This is a genomic window from Acinetobacter sp. S4400-12, from assembly GCF_024129495.1.
GTDB lineage: Bacteria > Pseudomonadota > Gammaproteobacteria > Pseudomonadales > Moraxellaceae > Acinetobacter > Acinetobacter lwoffii_C.
The window spans coordinates 59,844-75,456 of record NZ_JAMXYB010000009.1; the positions used below are offsets into that span (position 1 = coordinate 59,844).

The window sequence follows — 15,613 nt, forward strand, 5'->3', positions numbered from 1 at the left end:
CTTAACGAATTGCGACCAGTTTTAATTGTCCGTAATTAGTGAGCTGCTTGTCTTCAATATCAATCGCTGAAGCTAATGGCGTTAATAACAGATAACGAGCCTGTTCTGGGACCTGGATAATCCCTTCAATATACTCATGTCGTATAATATTCGCTGCTTGTTGCTGACTTTTAAAGCCCCCTGCTCCTTCGAGTACACAAGCTTTCTGATCTAAAAATACTGCAAATGGCCAGTAATAAGCAGGATTATGCTGGCGCGCTGCATAAGACTGAATCTGTACATTTTTAATACCCGGATCAAGCCTCACTATTTCAAAATCAAACTCATCCGCCTTTAAAGGTGCGCGTGGCCATAAATTGATACGTTTACCTACAATCATGTGTTTGGCCTGCTGAACTTTTTTATGCTTAAAACATTGCTGTCCCAGACTCTCAACAGTTTCTGACTGTGAAATACGATAATAGCTTTGCGCAAGTGTAATAGGAGCCGTATCTACACTCGGACCAGCAAATAAAGATTTTAGAATAGACTGCCCAACGCCTTTCTCACGCTCAACCGTTTGTATTCGGGTTGATCCTATATTCTTATCCACCACTCCTTCCGGCATACTGTAAAAACGCTTTTTGCCTTCTAAATTAAACTCTTTGCTTTCCAGATATTCACTCTCTACATAATCCACGCCATCTATGTGACTAAATCCACTCTTTGGAGCTGGTGTGGGATGAGGAAGTGTGACAGCTTGCTGAGGTTTGGATTGAGATACATTGGAAGCTGAAAAACTTGTTACCTGTGTAGCTGCCTCTACCTCTGGATACCCGACTTTAGCTCGTAGTTGTACTGGTTGTACCAACCTCATTTCTGGCTCAGCCTTGGTCACATTATTTTCTGATGCACTCTGTGACTTCTGCCGTGCCTGTTGGGAAAGGACTTTGGGAGAAGAGTGAGATACTGGAGCAGTTTGAACTTTTTTTGTCTTAGTTTTCTGCTCATTCGCAGTACGCGGCACTACCAAAGGTCGGCCATCCGGACCAATGATGCTAATAAACTCTTTAGCATAGCTATACCATGACCATGATCCCAAACTCATGGCGAGTAATAGCCTTAACCCTGTCTTCCCTGCTTTCATCATATTTTTCTTACCAGCGTGTACGATAGTTCAAACCTAAAATAGTAATCTTGGTATCTGTTTTGACATTCAAGCCTGCATAAGGGTTGAGCAACAGGTTATTGACACCTGTCTGATTCGCCAGGCTACTGGTGTTGGCAGGAATGTTATCTTTACTGCGCAGAAAGCCAATAGATAAGTCCAGATCGGTATCAGCATCGAAACGGTAACCCAGACCTAGGCCAAATAACTGTGCCCCATTAATAGGAACCATCGTATTTCGTTTATCCTTAGGAATTGCACTGTTTCTTGGCTCATAGCCCGCACGTAGTTTTAAACGGTCGGTTGCTGAATATTCTACTCCTATGCCGAAGTTCCACGGCGATTCAAATCCTAAAGGCAAGGCAAGCGAAGAATCCGTGACATGCGGGGATAAAAGTTTGGCAATTTTTAAAGCAGAAATACTACGATCAAATTCAAATTTAAACTGCTCCCATGCTTTATAGTCAGTCCAGCCAATATCAAGATTAACTTGTAAATCCGGCATGAGTTTATATTTAATACCGGCCTGAAAGTGGGCTGGATATTCAAAATCCATGGCCACCAGCCCTGATTCACTGCTAGGAATATAATTGGGAAAGCCCAGAATCGCAGCCAGGATCTGACCGGTTGGTGAAGTCATTAATCCCCGAATCAATTCCTGAGGTGCTTTAGCATTATCAATATGATATTTGCCCTTTAAGCGCATTTTTGCCGCGCTTTGATAAACCATACCAAAACTAAAGTCTTCCGTTGGCTCCCATAAGATACCCAAGTTATAACTTGGACTGAGGTTCTGCTCCAGTGCCAGCTCCATTTGGCCAAATTTACCAAATGGATTCATCCCCTCTTCAGCATTACAGATTCCGAGTAATAAAATATCGGTAATGATGTCGGAGTTTTCTTTAAATGGTGTACATACGACTTCATCAATCATACGTAACATGCCGATCAGCTCATTCGGAAAACGTAAATCTGTTTTCATGGCAACGGCCTGATAAGACATTCCCACAGATGCCCCAATCGAAAGCTGGTCATTAATCTCATAACCAATGGATGGGGACAGATAAGTGATCCTTTCCAAAGCGACCTGCTGTCCCATAAAGTTGGCGGGATTACCATCTTCATGGCCAAAACCTGCAATTAAAGGTGCATATACAGCTGTAGCATAGGTTGCTTTCGATCCAGGTGGATTATAAGCGACTCCCATCGTCGGTGCCGCAATCGGCAAACCTTCTCCCAAATCCACCATTTTTTTCAGAATAGGCACATACAGGCTGACATATTCTACATCGCCGTTAACTGGTCCCTTGAAGTCGGTACACAGGTCAGATGAAACTTCTGGTCCGTCGTGACAGACTAGAGGATCATCAGAATAACCGAAGACGTTATAGCCTGCTGGAACACTAAACTCACGCTGAATATTGAAATCTGCAATAATAATTTGTTGCTCGGTTTGCAGACCATCAATCTTGGTAAGTCCTGCCGGGTTAAAGTGAATGGCATTCACCCCTGGAGGGTCTGCAGTCACCGCATTCCCCATGGACAATGCACGCAAATCAACCGAAAGGTTGGTTCCCAACTGTGCAAAGGTATAACTTGAACAGCCCGCAAGAATAATTCCTGTTAATAACGGGCTGAGTCGAATATTCTTCATACGACAGCCCTCTTAACTGATTTTCTTGCCGAAACCTAAAATATCCAATGGGAAGGAAAGCCCCAACGAAACATCTGGTGCATCTTCTGTCAAACCCAAGCCCAAGGTTCCATTCACAATCGTTTCTGGAGACACCCGCACTCCTAGAGAAATTGCAAAAGTTGAACTGGTCTGATCTGCAGCCGAATAGCTCTCGCCCGTGTTATAGCTAAATTCTGCGCCCGTGTTAAAGCTTTGCTGATAAGACATGGTCATCGAAACATCATAATTAAATGAATAGGCAAAACCGAAAGCAAAACCACCGCTAATGCCTGGATCAAACTCTTCAATGATGCGTCGGCCGCGAATTTGGTTTAAACCGGATTCTTTGAATCCATAGTTTGCCGAGACGGAAGCAAAGAGAACCACCGGATCAATATACTTGCGCGTACTTGCACCTATACCAACAGAATAATAACCCTTACCTGCTGCCAGATCCGTTGCGGCATTAATTTCATAAGGACTTTCACCAGTTTTGGTCGAGATATTGCCAAATAAAATGAGTGGTAAACGGCCAGCTTTTAGCGGGAAGGGTTCCCATCGTGCGCCTAAATTAATATCTCCAAGTCCCGCCGTAGAGGTGTCTTTTAACAGATCACTTTTCGCCACCAAAGGTAAGGATGCTGTTAAAGTTAAATTATCTTTTAAACCATATTGAAAAGTGAATGTATTGGTCAGACTATGCGTTGCATTTTCCTGGACACGTAGCTGGTAAAGTTGGCCTTGCGCCATTTCCATATCAAGCTGAGTATCTCGATAATAGGTATAATCAATATCATAATAAGAGGAAATCTCACCTTTTTTAATCAGTGAATATTGACGCTCATTTGAAGTAAATACTTCTTCTAAATTTCCAGCCTGAGTAGTATCGCCCTCTTGTTGCTGTAAGGCTTGAGAGGCATTGGTGCTTTGTGTTGCCTGAGGTTGGGCTGGCGTTTGAGTTTCTACAGAGGCTGTAGTGTCAGTAGCTATTTCTTCCTGGACTATTTCATCTGCACCCAGCTTTACATCTTCAACAGAAGATGATTCAACTTGACTGGTTTGAGCTGCTGTAGCAGTTTCAATGACCTCTTCATCCACACTTTCATATTCACCCAATGCAGGTTCTTCAGCAGCAAATGCAACTCCCATTACCATTTGAATACTGAGTACCAAAAACGTCTTGTTCATCCATTTACCATTCATATCCATTTCACCATTTTAATTTTTATAGCCAGGTTCTGGTTTTATTTGTTTTTGTAATACAGCCTTAGGAAATTATATTGATATTCCCCAAATTGCTCTGATTCTGTATTGCGATTACGGTCCATACGGATTGTTGAAGCTTTATCAGCAATTTTATCCATATAAAATTGTGGATACTGCAGGTCAACCAAGGCATAACGGTTAATCGTTGCATCCTCTACATGCCGCATATCGGTGTCTTTTAAGGTCAAGAAATTTTTTCGATATTGTTCTGGCACATTAATTAAATAGAGAGTGTTATTTTCCCAAATATCTTTAAAACGCTGTACATCAAAACTGATATTCCCCAATGCCGGATCAGCTACATAAACCCGTCCATCTTTATAAGCTTTATAAACAACGAAGTGCTTAAATCCTGCATAAGAAATAGGCACAATTGCAGGCTGCCCCTGTTTGACCAAATCGTCGAACTCACCACGATACCCCCCGCTTTCCAAACCTAAAGCAGCCACAAAACGCTTCATATCAAGAAGAGAAAAGCTACGGCGCTCAATGATTCTGTCTGTTTCACCAAATTTGATCAGACCATTCATCACCTGCTCTTCATCTAATTGTGTGCCTACATAACCATTCAGCAAGGTGGTGAGTGCAGCGGAACCGCAGCTATAATCATAAGCTTGGCGTACAATTCCCTGGAACTGCTCGAAAATAGCAGGTTTGACTTCTACCGGTTCACGGTGCATACGCACAAAAGAATCATTTCGTGAATCAAGAACTTCAGTATAGTGAACAGCTCCCTGCGGCTGTTTTTTAATATCCAGAGCTTCTTTGGCAGCGTAATATATCAATGCCGAGCCCAACGCAATCTCTAACATATTTATTAACTTTTCTTATCATCAGCAGAATATGCTTACTTTTATTTTTATAGAGTATTCACTCTACTTCCTTGTAACTAGCAAGATACCTTTTTTTTCAAAAAAAAACAGCATTTTTTTATTTTTCAGATAAATATTTATGCGTAAAAAAAGCGCGTGTAAACACGCGCTTTTTTATGCAATATTAACGACCAGAAATCGTAATAACTGCGCCTTTTGTATATGTGCCAGCAGTTGGCGAATAATAAGTTTGAAGACCTTGGACTTCCATATCACCAATTGAACCTGCGGTGCGGCTACCTAAATGGATGCCTTTAATATATTGGTCTTTTGCCCCCGTATCATTACTTACGATACGGAGATGTGCAGCCTTACCGACCGTGGTAGAAGGGCCAACATAAGCATCATTAAATACGGAGATATTTTGACTAATGGTTAAATCTTTAGAGTTTGCATCAGCCACTTTGATACTCTCGATAAAGATTTCACCCGCTTCTTGAGGAGCTACAGAAACAGTATTACCGCCAACTGTAACCTCGCCAATAGATTTACCTTTTGTCGAGTTATCAAGGATACCTAGGTTTTTGATTTCCAGACCGCCCACCATTGTTGTATTTAACTTGATCATTGCACCTTGAGGAGCAGCACCGACCTGAATATTCGCATCCATTGTACCGGTTACGATTTCCAGGCCACTTAAAATCGCATTATAATTGCTTGTAGAAGCACCACGACGGATAGAAGTCGCACTTGCATCTGGCATAGCATTCGATGCAGCTACACCAATTTCACCAATATTAATCTTTAAACCTGAAACTTGCGCAGCAATATTTAAGAATGCCCCACCATTGGCAGTATTACCCGCATCCGAGTCAATCTGCAAATCAGCCAAGTTCTTAGACGCCAACAGGGAGTCATAGTTTGCACCAATGACGAGACCATGATTTTCATTTACGCTGCCGGCCTTGCCATCACCTTTAATTACAATGGCACCCGCTGTAGCTGTTCCACCCGCAGGGCTAGTATCTAAACCATCATTGTCATGAATAAAAAGTTTATCAATTTCAATTTTTGAAATACCGATCCCGATATTGATACCATCTTGACCCGTTGTGGCGCTAAGAGATGCATCATCCATGGCTTGCATCGCCATCGCATTTGCACTGAAAGCAATTGAAGTCGCTAAAGCTAATTTAGTGAATTTTTTCATTGTTTACTCTCCCAAGAGTACTATTTTTTTTGGTTGTGAATCACTCAGTGTTCAGGTTGTATTTTTTTATTTTCTAACAACCCAAAACATCTTTCCTTGAGTAATTTTGCTCGCCCACTTAACTTAGCGTTGAGGCGGATTTTGATCAACTGTCGTTGGTCGCAATCTACGGCTTACCGACAAACGGTATTTGGCGATTTAAAAGTATTTTTTGTGCTGCTTGATATAAAATAACAGGTCATCTCGAAATCTATTAATTTGCATGACCAAGACCTTGTATCAACGTCCTTTAAAAGTTCTATCTCCTTTGCTTGAAGATATGCTGTCTACATTAAACAGCCTAGATCATCTGGTCTATTTAAATAATGATGGCCAACCTTTTATTGCCTGCTGTGCACGGGAATATTTTATTGTTCAGGCTGAACAAGTGAGGGGATTTAAAAGAATCGGTATTGATCAATATCACCCTCATAATATGAAATTTGATATAAATTTCCTTCATGATCAGCATACAATGACAAATGAAACGAATAGTTTTTCAGGAGGCTATGTCGGTTTTATTGGCTATGATTATGCTGCTCAACAGCAGGTTGATTATCCAAATAAATCCCAGCCTGCTTTATTTTTAGGTCAATTTAACTCTTATATTAAACCGATTGCCGGGGACTGGATATTTTATAGTGATGATCCTCAAGCAGACGAGATGTTTAATTATATTCAGCTCCTTTTAATTCAGCCCTCCCATCTGCCAGAACTTCAACTTAAAAACCTCTGTCAACCACGCTGGAATAAATCTACCTATGATCAGGCATTTCAAAAAATTCAGGATTATATTGTTGCTGGTGACTGTTATCAGATTAACTTAACCCAAGAGTTTGTGGCTCAGGCCGAAGGCTCATTATTAGCAACTGCCTCAAAATTTTGGCAACTGACTGATGCACCGTATTCAGGGTATTTAAAAATTAACGATTTTGAATTATTAAGCTGTTCGCCCGAGCTGTTTATTGATTTTGAAGCGAATCGCAAAATCATCACCAAACCGATCAAAGGCACTATGCCACGCTATAGTGATCCAGTTCAGGATGAACAATCGAAACAAAGATTACAATCTTCAAAAAAGGATATGGCAGAAAATGTCATGATTGTTGACCTGTTACGTAATGATCTGAGTGTTTATGCGGAAACAGGTTCAGTTAAAACACCAAAACTTTTTAATATTGAAAGCTTTAATCAAGTACATCATATGGTGAGCGAGGTGGAAGCAAAATTGAAACCTGAAGTAAACCCTTTTGAGGTACTAATGTCTGCCCTTCCCGGCGGCTCAATTACCGGTGCTCCCAAAATTCGTGCCATGCAGATCATTAAAGAACTAGAAGGTGCTCCGCGCGGTGCCTATTGTGGCTCGATGGGGTATTTTAATCAGGATGGTACAGGCTCCTGGAATATTCTGATTCGCTCCATTCAGAAGTACCAGCAAGATATTTCCTTATGGGCAGGCGGCGGTATTACCATTGCCTCTGATTGTGATGCTGAATATCAGGAATGCTTTGATAAAGTTTCAGCCATGATAGATTTATTAAATACCTGGTATATGCCCAATCTACAAAAAAGCGAATCCTGAGATTCGCTTTTATTAGATTCAAATTTTGTCTCACTCTCCTGTTAGAAAAGACAAGAGTTTGTGTTGATAAAAGGAAGATTAAAAGAGATAGAATCAGGCCAAAATATCATTTTTCAATGTATTGACTAAACGCTGATTTTGCTCATCCGTTCCAATAGTAATCCGTAGATACTGGTTAATCCGCGGTTTATTAAAGTAACGTACAATAATACCTCGTTCACGTAATTCTGCTGCTAATTCACTCGCATCTTTTGTAGGCAAGGTTACAAAAATGAAGTTGGCACTCGATGGTAAAATTTTAAATCCGATTTCAGTTAATTGGGCAATCAGCTGTTCACGACTGGCTATCACCTTCTGATTTTGTGCTTCAAAATAAGCCTGATCTTCAAAAGAGGCTACTGCCGCAGCTATGGCAAAACGATCCATCGGATAAGAGTTAAAACTGTTTTTTACTGCTTCCAGTGCTGCAATTAAGTGTGGCTGTGCAATGGCAAAACCCACACGTAAGCCTGCAAGCGACCGAGATTTCGACGTTGTTTGACAGACCACCAAGTTTTCATATTTCTCCACCAGACTGACGGCAGATTCAGCACCAAAATCCACATAGGCTTCATCAATGACAACCACGGAGTTTGGATTGGCCTGAAGTACTTCTTCAATCGCTGCCAAGCCTAAGGCAATACTAGTTGGCGCATTTGGATTGGTGATGATAATCCCACCATTTGGCTGTTTATAATCATCTACCACAATCTCAAAGTCATCATTTAATGGCAGAGCCTTGGTTTTCACCCTAAAGAATTGACTGTAGACCGGATAGAAACTGTAGGTAATATCCGGGTAAAGCAAGGGCAACTCTTGCACAAAAAATGCTTTAAAAATATGCGCAAGCACTTCATCAGAACCATTACCCACAAAGACATTTTCAACAGCGACATTTTGCTGTTTTGCAATGGCCTGTTTGAGTTCGGCAGCATCTGGATCTGGATATAAACGTAATACATCTGCTGAATTGGCTAACACTTTTTGCACCGCTTCCACCACTTTTGGAGAAGGCGGATATGGGTTTTCATTGGTATTTAATTTTAATAAATTTTGGATTTTGGGCTGCTCCCCTGGTACATAAGGCTCTAGCTCACATACTTCAGGGCTCCAAAAACGCATTTGTTCTGTAGTGATATTTGACATTTTCTTTCTCTTTATACTCAACTTACATCAGGGTAAGCCCTCTCTCTTCAGAAGAGGGTTTGGGAGAGATAAACGCCCAACTGAGAAATTATTTGTATTCTCCCTCATCCTAACCTTCTCCCTGAGGGAGAAGGGGTTTGGTATTGTTTTAGAATGTGGGGAAAACTCGATTATTGATAACGATAGCGTGCTGAACGTGCGTGAGCATCCAGATTTTCTTGCTGTGCCAAGATATCAGCGGTTTTGGCTAGGATTTTCACACCATCTTCAGAGCACATAATCAGGCTGGAACGCTTTTGGAAATCGTAGACACCCAGTGGTGATGAAAAGCGTGCTGTACCTGAGGTTGGCAAGACATGGTTCGGTCCTGCACAGTAGTCCCCAATCGCTTCTGGAGTATAGCGCCCCATAAAGATGGCACCCGCATGGCGAATATCTTCTGCCATTGCCTCAGCTTCATCTAAGCACAGCATTAAATGTTCAGGCGCAACTTGGTTAATCAGCTCAGCACCTTCAGCACGGTCTTTGACTAAAACCAATGCACCACGGTTATCAATTGAAGTTCGTGCAATATCTGCTTTTGGCAGTGCTTCTAAATGTTTTTCAATCCATTCTCCGACTGCATTTAACAATGCTTCATCTGGCGTAATGAAAACGGCTTGTGCCACAGTGTCATGCTCAGCTTGTGACAATAAATCCATTGCCAACCATTCAGCATTATTTTCGCCTTCTGCATAGACTAAAATTTCAGAAGGTCCTGCAATCATGTCAATGCCAACTTGACCAAACACTGCTCGTTTTGCCGCAGCGACAAAACGGTTTCCCGGTCCTGTGATTTTATCAACAGAAGGAATGGTCTCTGTACCATAAGCCAAGGCTGCCACGGCTTGTGCGCCACCAATGGTAAAGACGCGATGTACACCCGCCAAATAGGCTGCTGCAAGGACTAAAGGATTCAGTTCACCATTCGGTGCAGGCACCACCATCACAATTTCAGACACACCCGCAACGTGTGCAGGTATAGCATTCATCAGCACAGAAGATGGATAAGACGCCAGACCACCAGGCACATAAATACCCACACGATCCAGTGGTGTAACTTTTTGACCGAGTGTGTTACCCAAGGCATCAATATAGGTCCAGCCGTCCTGTTTCTGGGCCTGATGAAATTCGCGGATACGGCTCGCAGCCAGCTCCAGCGCCTCACGGACTTCTACAGTTAAACCCTCAAATGCCGCTTTAAGTTGTTCCTGAGTCAGTTCCAGATCTGAAAATTGATGCGCTGGATGTCGATCGAACTGCTGAGTAAGTTTAAGAACATGAGCATCACCATGCTGACGTACGTCTGCAATGATTTGGTCTACGGTTTTTAAAAGTTCAGGATCACTCACTGTTTCAAAAGCCAACAAGTCAGCAAAAGCCTGCTTGAAGTTCTGATCTTGAGTCGATAAACGTCGCATCAATTTACCCACAAGGTTGATATGGAAAAGATTAGTTTACCTTGTTTCCATGTGATTGTGGACAAGATAACATCGGCATTTCAACTTGAACTGATTGGAAATTACTTTTACTCTTGCCAAAATCGGGTACTCAGTGCTGACATCCGGGTGGTCCCAATCATTATCATGCTGGAGCAGCCAATTTAAAGCGCCATGTTGTTCAAGTACAATCGATGAATTTAATCCTGCAGGTGCCTGTTATTGTTTCAGTCTTGCATCGACACATGCCCAGTTATAGCAATAGATTAAATCAGCTTCTCAATCAATGGTAGCCAATCAATATAAGCGACCGATTCTAACTGTAATCTGGAAAAAGACTCCTGTTTGCTTTGTTGCAGCATTTTCACTAGATTCTCCCTTACCTATAAAATATTTTTAAAGCATCTTGCCTCTATCAAGTTGGCCGGTATCAATTTGTCGCGGACTTATCTTGACTTAGGGGTTCTGATCCAAATATAAAAAAACCGCCCTCAAGGGGCGGTTCTTCATGGCATGGAACTAGGCTTTTTTTGCCTGCTCACGTGCTTCAACGGCTTGTTCTAGCTGTGTCAAAATCGGATTCAATAATGTTTGCTTACGCTTAAAACTGGCTTTATTGACAATCAGACGTGATGATACTTTGCAAATCTCCTCCAAAGGCTCCAGGCCGTTGGCACGTAGCGTATTGCCAGTATCCACTACGTCAACAATGTAATCGCCCAAACCGACCAATGGAGCAAGCTCCATTGAACCGTAGAGCTTAATGACGTCCACTTGTTCGCCAAGGCTGGCATAATATTGACGGGTCAGATTTACATATTTGGTGGCAATTTTTAAACGGCCTTTCGGTCGAACCATGCCCACTTTACCCGCAGTCATGAGTTTGCAGTTGGCAATCTTTAAGTCCAAAGGCTCATAGACATTTTGCGCACCATGCTCCATGAGCACATCCTTACCCGCAACCCCAATATCTGCTGCACCATTTTCCACATAAGTCGGTACATCAGAGGCACGTAAAATCAGAATACGTACCTGCTTATGGGTAGTTGGGAAAATCAATTTACGCGATTTATCCGGATCTTCAAGTAAATTAATCCCTGCTGTTTCAAGCAGCGGTAAAGTTTCTTTTAAGATACGGCCCTTGCTTAGTGCTAAAGTTAAACCATGATCAAAATTGCCCATTACGTCAAAGTTTGGATCATCGTTTCTCATTTCGCTCATTCACTTACTCGCTTAATTTGGGCGCCTAGACCTTGTAGTTTTGCTTCGACTTCTTCATAACCGCGATCAATATGATAAATACGGTCAATCAATGTTTCCCCTTCGGCCGCCAATGCTGCTAAAACCAAAGAAAAAGAAGCACGTAAATCTGTCGCCATGACTGGTGCAGCAGATAATTTTTCCACACCTGTGACTACAGCATCATTACCTTCGACCTGAATATTTGCACCCATACGGGCCAATTCAGGTACATGCATGAATCGGTTTTCAAAAATCGTTTCAGAAATGGTGGCAAAACCCTGAGCAATGGCATTCACAGCCATCAATTGTGCTTGCATATCTGTCGGGAATTCTGGATGTGGCAAAGTACGAAAGCTGACGGCTTTTGGACGTTTACCCATCATGTCCAGCTCAATCCAGTCATCACCACGGGTAACTTCTGCACCCATTTCCTCGAATTTTTCCAATACCACTTCCATTAAAACTGGATCAGTATGCGTGGTCTTCACACGGCCCCCAGTGATCGCCGCAGCCGCCAGATAAGAGCCCGTTTCAATACGGTCTGCAACTACCGAATATTCACAGCCGTGCAGGCTTTCAACACCTGTGACAACAAGCGTATCAGTATCTACCCCTTCAATCTTGGCACCCATTTTGATCAGCATTTGCGCAAGATCAGTAATTTCAGGCTCGCGGGCTGCATTACGAATGGTGGTCACGCCTTCGGCTAATACCGCTGCCATCAGGATGTTTTCTGTACCACCCACGGTTACCATATCAAAAACGACTTCACCCCCTTTAAGGCGCCCAGCGACTTTGGCATTGACATAACCAGCTTCAACTTCAATTTCTGCCCCTAAAGCTTCAAGGGCTTTTAAATGCTGGTCGACTGGACGTGAACCAATCGCACAGCCACCCGGTAAAGAAACTTTTGCACTGCCATAGCGCGCCAATAATGGACCCAGCACTAAAATAGAGGCACGCATAGTTTTTACCAGCTCATAAGGTGCAAACTGATTATTTAATGTAGACGTATCTGCAACGACCGTGTCGCCTTCATAGGACATAGTAATACCTAGGCCTGCAATCAGCTTGACCAGCGTCTTTACGTCTTTAAGGCAAGGTACGTTTCTTAATGTAATTGGAGAGTCAGCAAGAATCATTGCTGCCAATAAAGGAAGTGCCGCATTTTTGGCACCAGAAATGCGCACTTCACCTTCGAGCTTGATACCGCCCTGAATTAAAAATTTATCCATTAAATGATTAAGCTCCAAATAAGCTTGCTTTGCGCCATTCTTCTTTTGTCATCGCGCGAATTGTTACTGCGTGAACTGCACCACTGGCAATATGGGCATTGAGAGGAGCATAAACAGCTTGTTGGCGTGCAACTGGACGCTTACCTTCAAATTGATCATCCACAATACGGAGATCAAATTTTCCGCCCTGACCACTCACAGCAACATCCGCCTCGGGGAAAGCGGCTTTTAAAATTTCAGCGAGCTGTTCACTATTCATCACAAGACCTCTTATAAGGCTAAGGGTATAAAACCAGCCATTTTACTATAAATAGAAAAAATAGTTCATTAGTCTATCCATTATACGCATAAAAAAAGAGGCTTTTAAAAAGCCTCCTTCTTATATTGGGCTATTTAGCCCATTAAAACCTGCTGATGCAGGTGCATTTCCCGATAACGATCAATTTGTCGTTTTAATTTTTCTGTCAGCAGTTTAATTGAGGTATACATATCATCCGCATTGGCATGAGCAAAAAACTCAATACCGGGTAAGCGTATAATCGCTTCGGCAATATGATTGCTGCTGCCTTTTTTTGAGCGCTTGTCTATTTGATGATCTTTGGAGAGTTTTACCTGCATACTATTCACCTGATCGAGGTGTTTGGTCATTTGCGAAAACTGATTTTTTATACGCTCTTCAATTGCTGGTGTAATTGATAAATGATGTCCACGAATTGTTATTTGCATAATTCTATCCCTCACCTTCGTTAGGATTAGACGAGTCCCAGAAAATAACCTAATACGCTTATTCAACATATAAAATTGGGAATTAAATTATTTTACTGCGCCTCAAAATAAAATAGATTCATTACACGGTCATAATGAATCTTTAGAATAGTCAAATTTTTAAGCTTAGATCAAGACTTTTCGTTCAGAAGATGACGGGATATGTAACGATTCACGATACTTTGCAACTGTACGACGTGCTACATCAATACCATCTTCTTTTAATAAACTTGCAATGGCATTATCGGATAAAGGTTTACGTACATTTTCTTCTGCAATCAATTTTTTAATTTTAGCGCGAATGGCTGTTGAGGAAGCTTCACCGCCAGAAGTCGTACTGACATGACTTGAAAAGAAATATTTCAGCTCAAACAGACCACGCGGTGTCAGCATAAATTTATTGGTGGTTACACGAGAAACAGTCGATTCATGCAACTCAACTTCTTCCGCAATATCACGCAATACCAGCGGCTTCATGCCCTCTACACCAATTTCCAAAAATGCCTTTTGATGTTCAACAATACAGCAGGCCACTTTCAAGAGTGTTTTATGTCGTTCATCAATACTTTTAATAAAATTCTTTGCCTCCAGCATCTGGTTACGCAGATATTGATTATCCTCACTCTGATCGGCCCGACGGATCATATTGCTATAAAAAGAATTGAGTCTAAGCTTTGGCATTACATCCGGATTTAAAGCCACATGCCAACGACCATTTTTTTTCCTCACGACCACATCCGGAATCTGATAATTGCAGGTTTTATCCTCGAACTCCTGTCCCGGATAAGGTTTAAGTGTCTTAAGCAGATCAAGCGCACAACGCAGTTGATCCTGATTTAAACCGGTCTGTTTAATTAACTTCGGTAATTCATTACTAATGAGCAGCTCATAATGCTGCAATAATTTTATTGCATCCTGTCTACAAGGCGTAGTGACAGCTACACCTTCAAGCTGAATCAGCAGGCATTCTGCCAGATTCCTTGCTCCAACCCCTACTGGATCAAGGCGTTGAATATGTTTCAACACCACCGACACTTCATCTTCTTCAACCACTTCCTCATAATCCATAGAGGCAAGCAATTGTTGTACCGAGGCGGTAATCTCTGCAATGTCTGTATCTAAAAAACCTTTATTATCTAGCGAGTCAACAATACAGTAGGCAATGAGCTGATCAACCTTGGAAAAGTGTAAAAGATTAATCTGCTCAAGCATATGTTCTTGCAAGCTTTGCTGCCTCTGGCGATTATCCTCACGCTCTTCAAAATCCGCTGCGCTGAGACTGGTAGGTTGATGGGTATAAACATCATCCCAATCTGTATCAACTGGTAAATCATCAGGAAGATGATCTGCATTTAACGCATGGGTTAAATCTTGCTGATCCACATCAATCGTTGAGAGATTTTCAGTGATAATTTGCTCTTCAACTTCTTCTAGTAAAGGGTTACTGTCTAGTTGTAATTGTATTTCTTGTTCCAACTCCAGGCTGGATAATTGCAATAAGCGAATCGCTTGTTGAAGCTGCGGAGTTAAGGAGAGCGAGTTTGCAATTTTCAAGCCCACTGATAATTTCATGTACCCTCCTATTATAGAAATCTCATTTTATAAGCAATTTTTATGCCGTTTTATTTGTTATAGCATAGTTTTTATAAATTCCACACTCACCTTCACTTATTTATAGTTTAAAGATGAATACTCTCAACTCCTTTCTTTGCACTCTATTTTTCTCGCAGGACATCCAAACCATTGTTCTTATTTTTCTTTTTATAAAAAAGAAATCCCCCTGCTGATTAGCAGGGGGATTTTGAATAATGAGCTGGCGATGACTTACTCTCACATGGGTAACCCCACACTACCATCAGCGCAAAGAGGTTTCACTTCTGAGTTCGGGAAGGGATCAGGTGGTTCACTCTTGCTATGGTCGCCAGCACAACTGTTTATGGACTTGTTCGGGTCTTATCTGACTGCTTTGCAGTGTTT

13 protein-coding genes, 1 rRNA gene and 1 pseudogene are annotated in these 15,613 nt (G+C 41.8%); 1 reads left to right on the top strand and 14 read right to left on the bottom strand.

From position 1 onward, the window contains the following. Nucleotide 1: 1 nt before the first annotated feature. The 5 genes from filE to NI461_RS06225 form a co-directional block, all read right to left on the bottom strand. Nucleotides 2-1,087, bottom strand: a complete 1,086-nt coding sequence (gene filE, locus NI461_RS06205; protein ID WP_306670471.1) for a putative pilus assembly protein FilE — start codon at nt 1,085-1,087, stop codon at nt 2-4. Between the two features lie 49 nt (nt 1,088-1,136). Next, nucleotides 1,137-2,801 carry an OmpP1/FadL family transporter gene (locus tag NI461_RS06210; RefSeq protein ID WP_253152182.1) on the bottom strand — a complete coding sequence of 555 codons (1,665 nt, stop codon included), beginning with the start codon at nt 2,799-2,801 and terminating at the stop codon, nt 1,137-1,139. Between the two features lie 12 nt (nt 2,802-2,813). Beyond that, the gene (locus tag NI461_RS06215; protein ID WP_174659375.1) at nt 2,814-4,031 is read right to left on the bottom strand and encodes a hypothetical protein; all 1,218 of its coding nucleotides are present in this window, start codon (nt 4,029-4,031) and stop codon (nt 2,814-2,816) included. Between the two features lie 35 nt (nt 4,032-4,066). Beyond that, nucleotides 4,067-4,900 carry a C39 family peptidase gene (locus NI461_RS06220; protein WP_151204347.1) on the bottom strand — a complete coding sequence of 278 codons (834 nt, stop codon included), beginning with the start codon at nt 4,898-4,900 and terminating at the stop codon, nt 4,067-4,069. A 184-nt stretch (nt 4,901-5,084) separates the two neighbouring features. Then, complete coding sequence (locus tag NI461_RS06225) at nt 5,085-6,110, bottom strand: DUF6160 family protein (RefSeq protein ID WP_174659374.1); 1,026 nt, start codon at nt 6,108-6,110, stop codon at nt 5,085-5,087. A 262-nt stretch (nt 6,111-6,372) separates the two neighbouring features. Here NI461_RS06225 and NI461_RS06230 point away from each other — a divergent pair, with 262 nt between their 5' ends. Beyond that, nucleotides 6,373-7,731, top strand: a complete 1,359-nt coding sequence (locus tag NI461_RS06230; RefSeq protein ID WP_253152180.1) for an anthranilate synthase component I family protein — start codon at nt 6,373-6,375, stop codon at nt 7,729-7,731. Nucleotides 7,732-7,824: 93 nt separating this feature from the next. Here NI461_RS06230 and hisC read toward each other — a convergent pair whose 3' ends face one another. From hisC to rrf, 9 genes and pseudogenes are all read right to left on the bottom strand, one after another. After that, a complete protein-coding gene (gene hisC / locus NI461_RS06235) occupies nt 7,825-8,916 on the bottom strand; it encodes a histidinol-phosphate transaminase (protein WP_174659372.1) in 1,092 nt (363 codons plus the stop codon). A 170-nt stretch (nt 8,917-9,086) separates the two neighbouring features. Further along, nucleotides 9,087-10,388: a histidinol dehydrogenase gene (gene hisD / locus NI461_RS06240; RefSeq protein ID WP_253152178.1), complete on the bottom strand. Its 1,302-nt coding sequence runs from the start codon at nt 10,386-10,388 to the stop codon at nt 9,087-9,089. Between the two features lie 120 nt (nt 10,389-10,508). Next, nucleotides 10,509-10,673: pseudogene (locus tag NI461_RS06245) on the bottom strand (DUF4272 domain-containing protein); the annotation flags it as partial. Nucleotides 10,674-10,913: 240 nt separating this feature from the next. Next, nucleotides 10,914-11,615 (bottom strand): ATP phosphoribosyltransferase, encoded by a 702-nt coding sequence (gene hisG, locus NI461_RS06250; RefSeq protein WP_174659370.1) that lies wholly within the window; start codon nt 11,613-11,615, stop codon nt 10,914-10,916. Then, nucleotides 11,612-12,871 carry a UDP-N-acetylglucosamine 1-carboxyvinyltransferase gene (gene murA, locus NI461_RS06255; protein ID WP_253152176.1) on the bottom strand — a complete coding sequence of 420 codons (1,260 nt, stop codon included), beginning with the start codon at nt 12,869-12,871 and terminating at the stop codon, nt 11,612-11,614. The genes hisG and murA overlap by 4 nt, the downstream gene beginning before the upstream one ends. Nucleotides 12,872-12,878: 7 nt before the next feature. Continuing rightward, nucleotides 12,879-13,130 carry a BolA family iron metabolism protein IbaG gene (gene ibaG / locus NI461_RS06260; protein ID WP_151204340.1) on the bottom strand — a complete coding sequence of 84 codons (252 nt, stop codon included), beginning with the start codon at nt 13,128-13,130 and terminating at the stop codon, nt 12,879-12,881. A gap of 134 nt (nt 13,131-13,264) precedes the next feature. Next, nucleotides 13,265-13,597, bottom strand: coding sequence for a ribosome-associated translation inhibitor RaiA (gene raiA / locus NI461_RS06265; protein WP_151204339.1), 333 nt, complete (start codon nt 13,595-13,597; stop codon nt 13,265-13,267). A gap of 165 nt (nt 13,598-13,762) precedes the next feature. Continuing rightward, nucleotides 13,763-15,208: an RNA polymerase factor sigma-54 gene (locus tag NI461_RS06270; protein ID WP_174659367.1), complete on the bottom strand. Its 1,446-nt coding sequence runs from the start codon at nt 15,206-15,208 to the stop codon at nt 13,763-13,765. A gap of 239 nt (nt 15,209-15,447) precedes the next feature. Further along, nucleotides 15,448-15,562: ribosomal RNA gene (gene rrf, locus NI461_RS06275) — 5S ribosomal RNA — on the bottom strand. Nucleotides 15,563-15,613: the final 51 nt, after the last annotated feature.

Bases quoted from the DNA above. Each gene is read 5' to 3' on its own strand.
- filE (WP_306670471.1), bottom strand. From the start codon at position 1,087: ATGAGTTTGGGATCATGGTCATGGTATAGCTATGCTAAAGAGTTTATT.
- NI461_RS06210 (WP_253152182.1), bottom strand. From the start codon at position 2,801: ATGAAGAATATTCGACTCAGCCCGTTATTAACAGGAATTATTCTTGCG.
- NI461_RS06215 (WP_174659375.1), bottom strand. From the start codon at position 4,031: ATGGATATGAATGGTAAATGGATGAACAAGACGTTTTTGGTACTCAGT.
- NI461_RS06220 (WP_151204347.1), bottom strand. From the start codon at position 4,900: ATGTTAGAGATTGCGTTGGGCTCGGCATTGATATATTACGCTGCCAAA.
- NI461_RS06225 (WP_174659374.1), bottom strand. From the start codon at position 6,110: ATGAAAAAATTCACTAAATTAGCTTTAGCGACTTCAATTGCTTTCAGT.
- NI461_RS06230 (WP_253152180.1), top strand. From the start codon at position 6,373: ATGACCAAGACCTTGTATCAACGTCCTTTAAAAGTTCTATCTCCTTTG.
- hisC (WP_174659372.1), bottom strand. From the start codon at position 8,916: ATGTCAAATATCACTACAGAACAAATGCGTTTTTGGAGCCCTGAAGTA.
- hisG (WP_174659370.1), bottom strand. From the start codon at position 11,615: ATGAGCGAAATGAGAAACGATGATCCAAACTTTGACGTAATGGGCAAT.
- murA (WP_253152176.1), bottom strand. From the start codon at position 12,871: ATGGATAAATTTTTAATTCAGGGCGGTATCAAGCTCGAAGGTGAAGTG.
- ibaG (WP_151204340.1), bottom strand. From the start codon at position 13,130: ATGAATAGTGAACAGCTCGCTGAAATTTTAAAAGCCGCTTTCCCCGAG.
- raiA (WP_151204339.1), bottom strand. From the start codon at position 13,597: ATGCAAATAACAATTCGTGGACATCATTTATCAATTACACCAGCAATT.
- NI461_RS06270 (WP_174659367.1), bottom strand. From the start codon at position 15,208: ATGAAATTATCAGTGGGCTTGAAAATTGCAAACTCGCTCTCCTTAACT.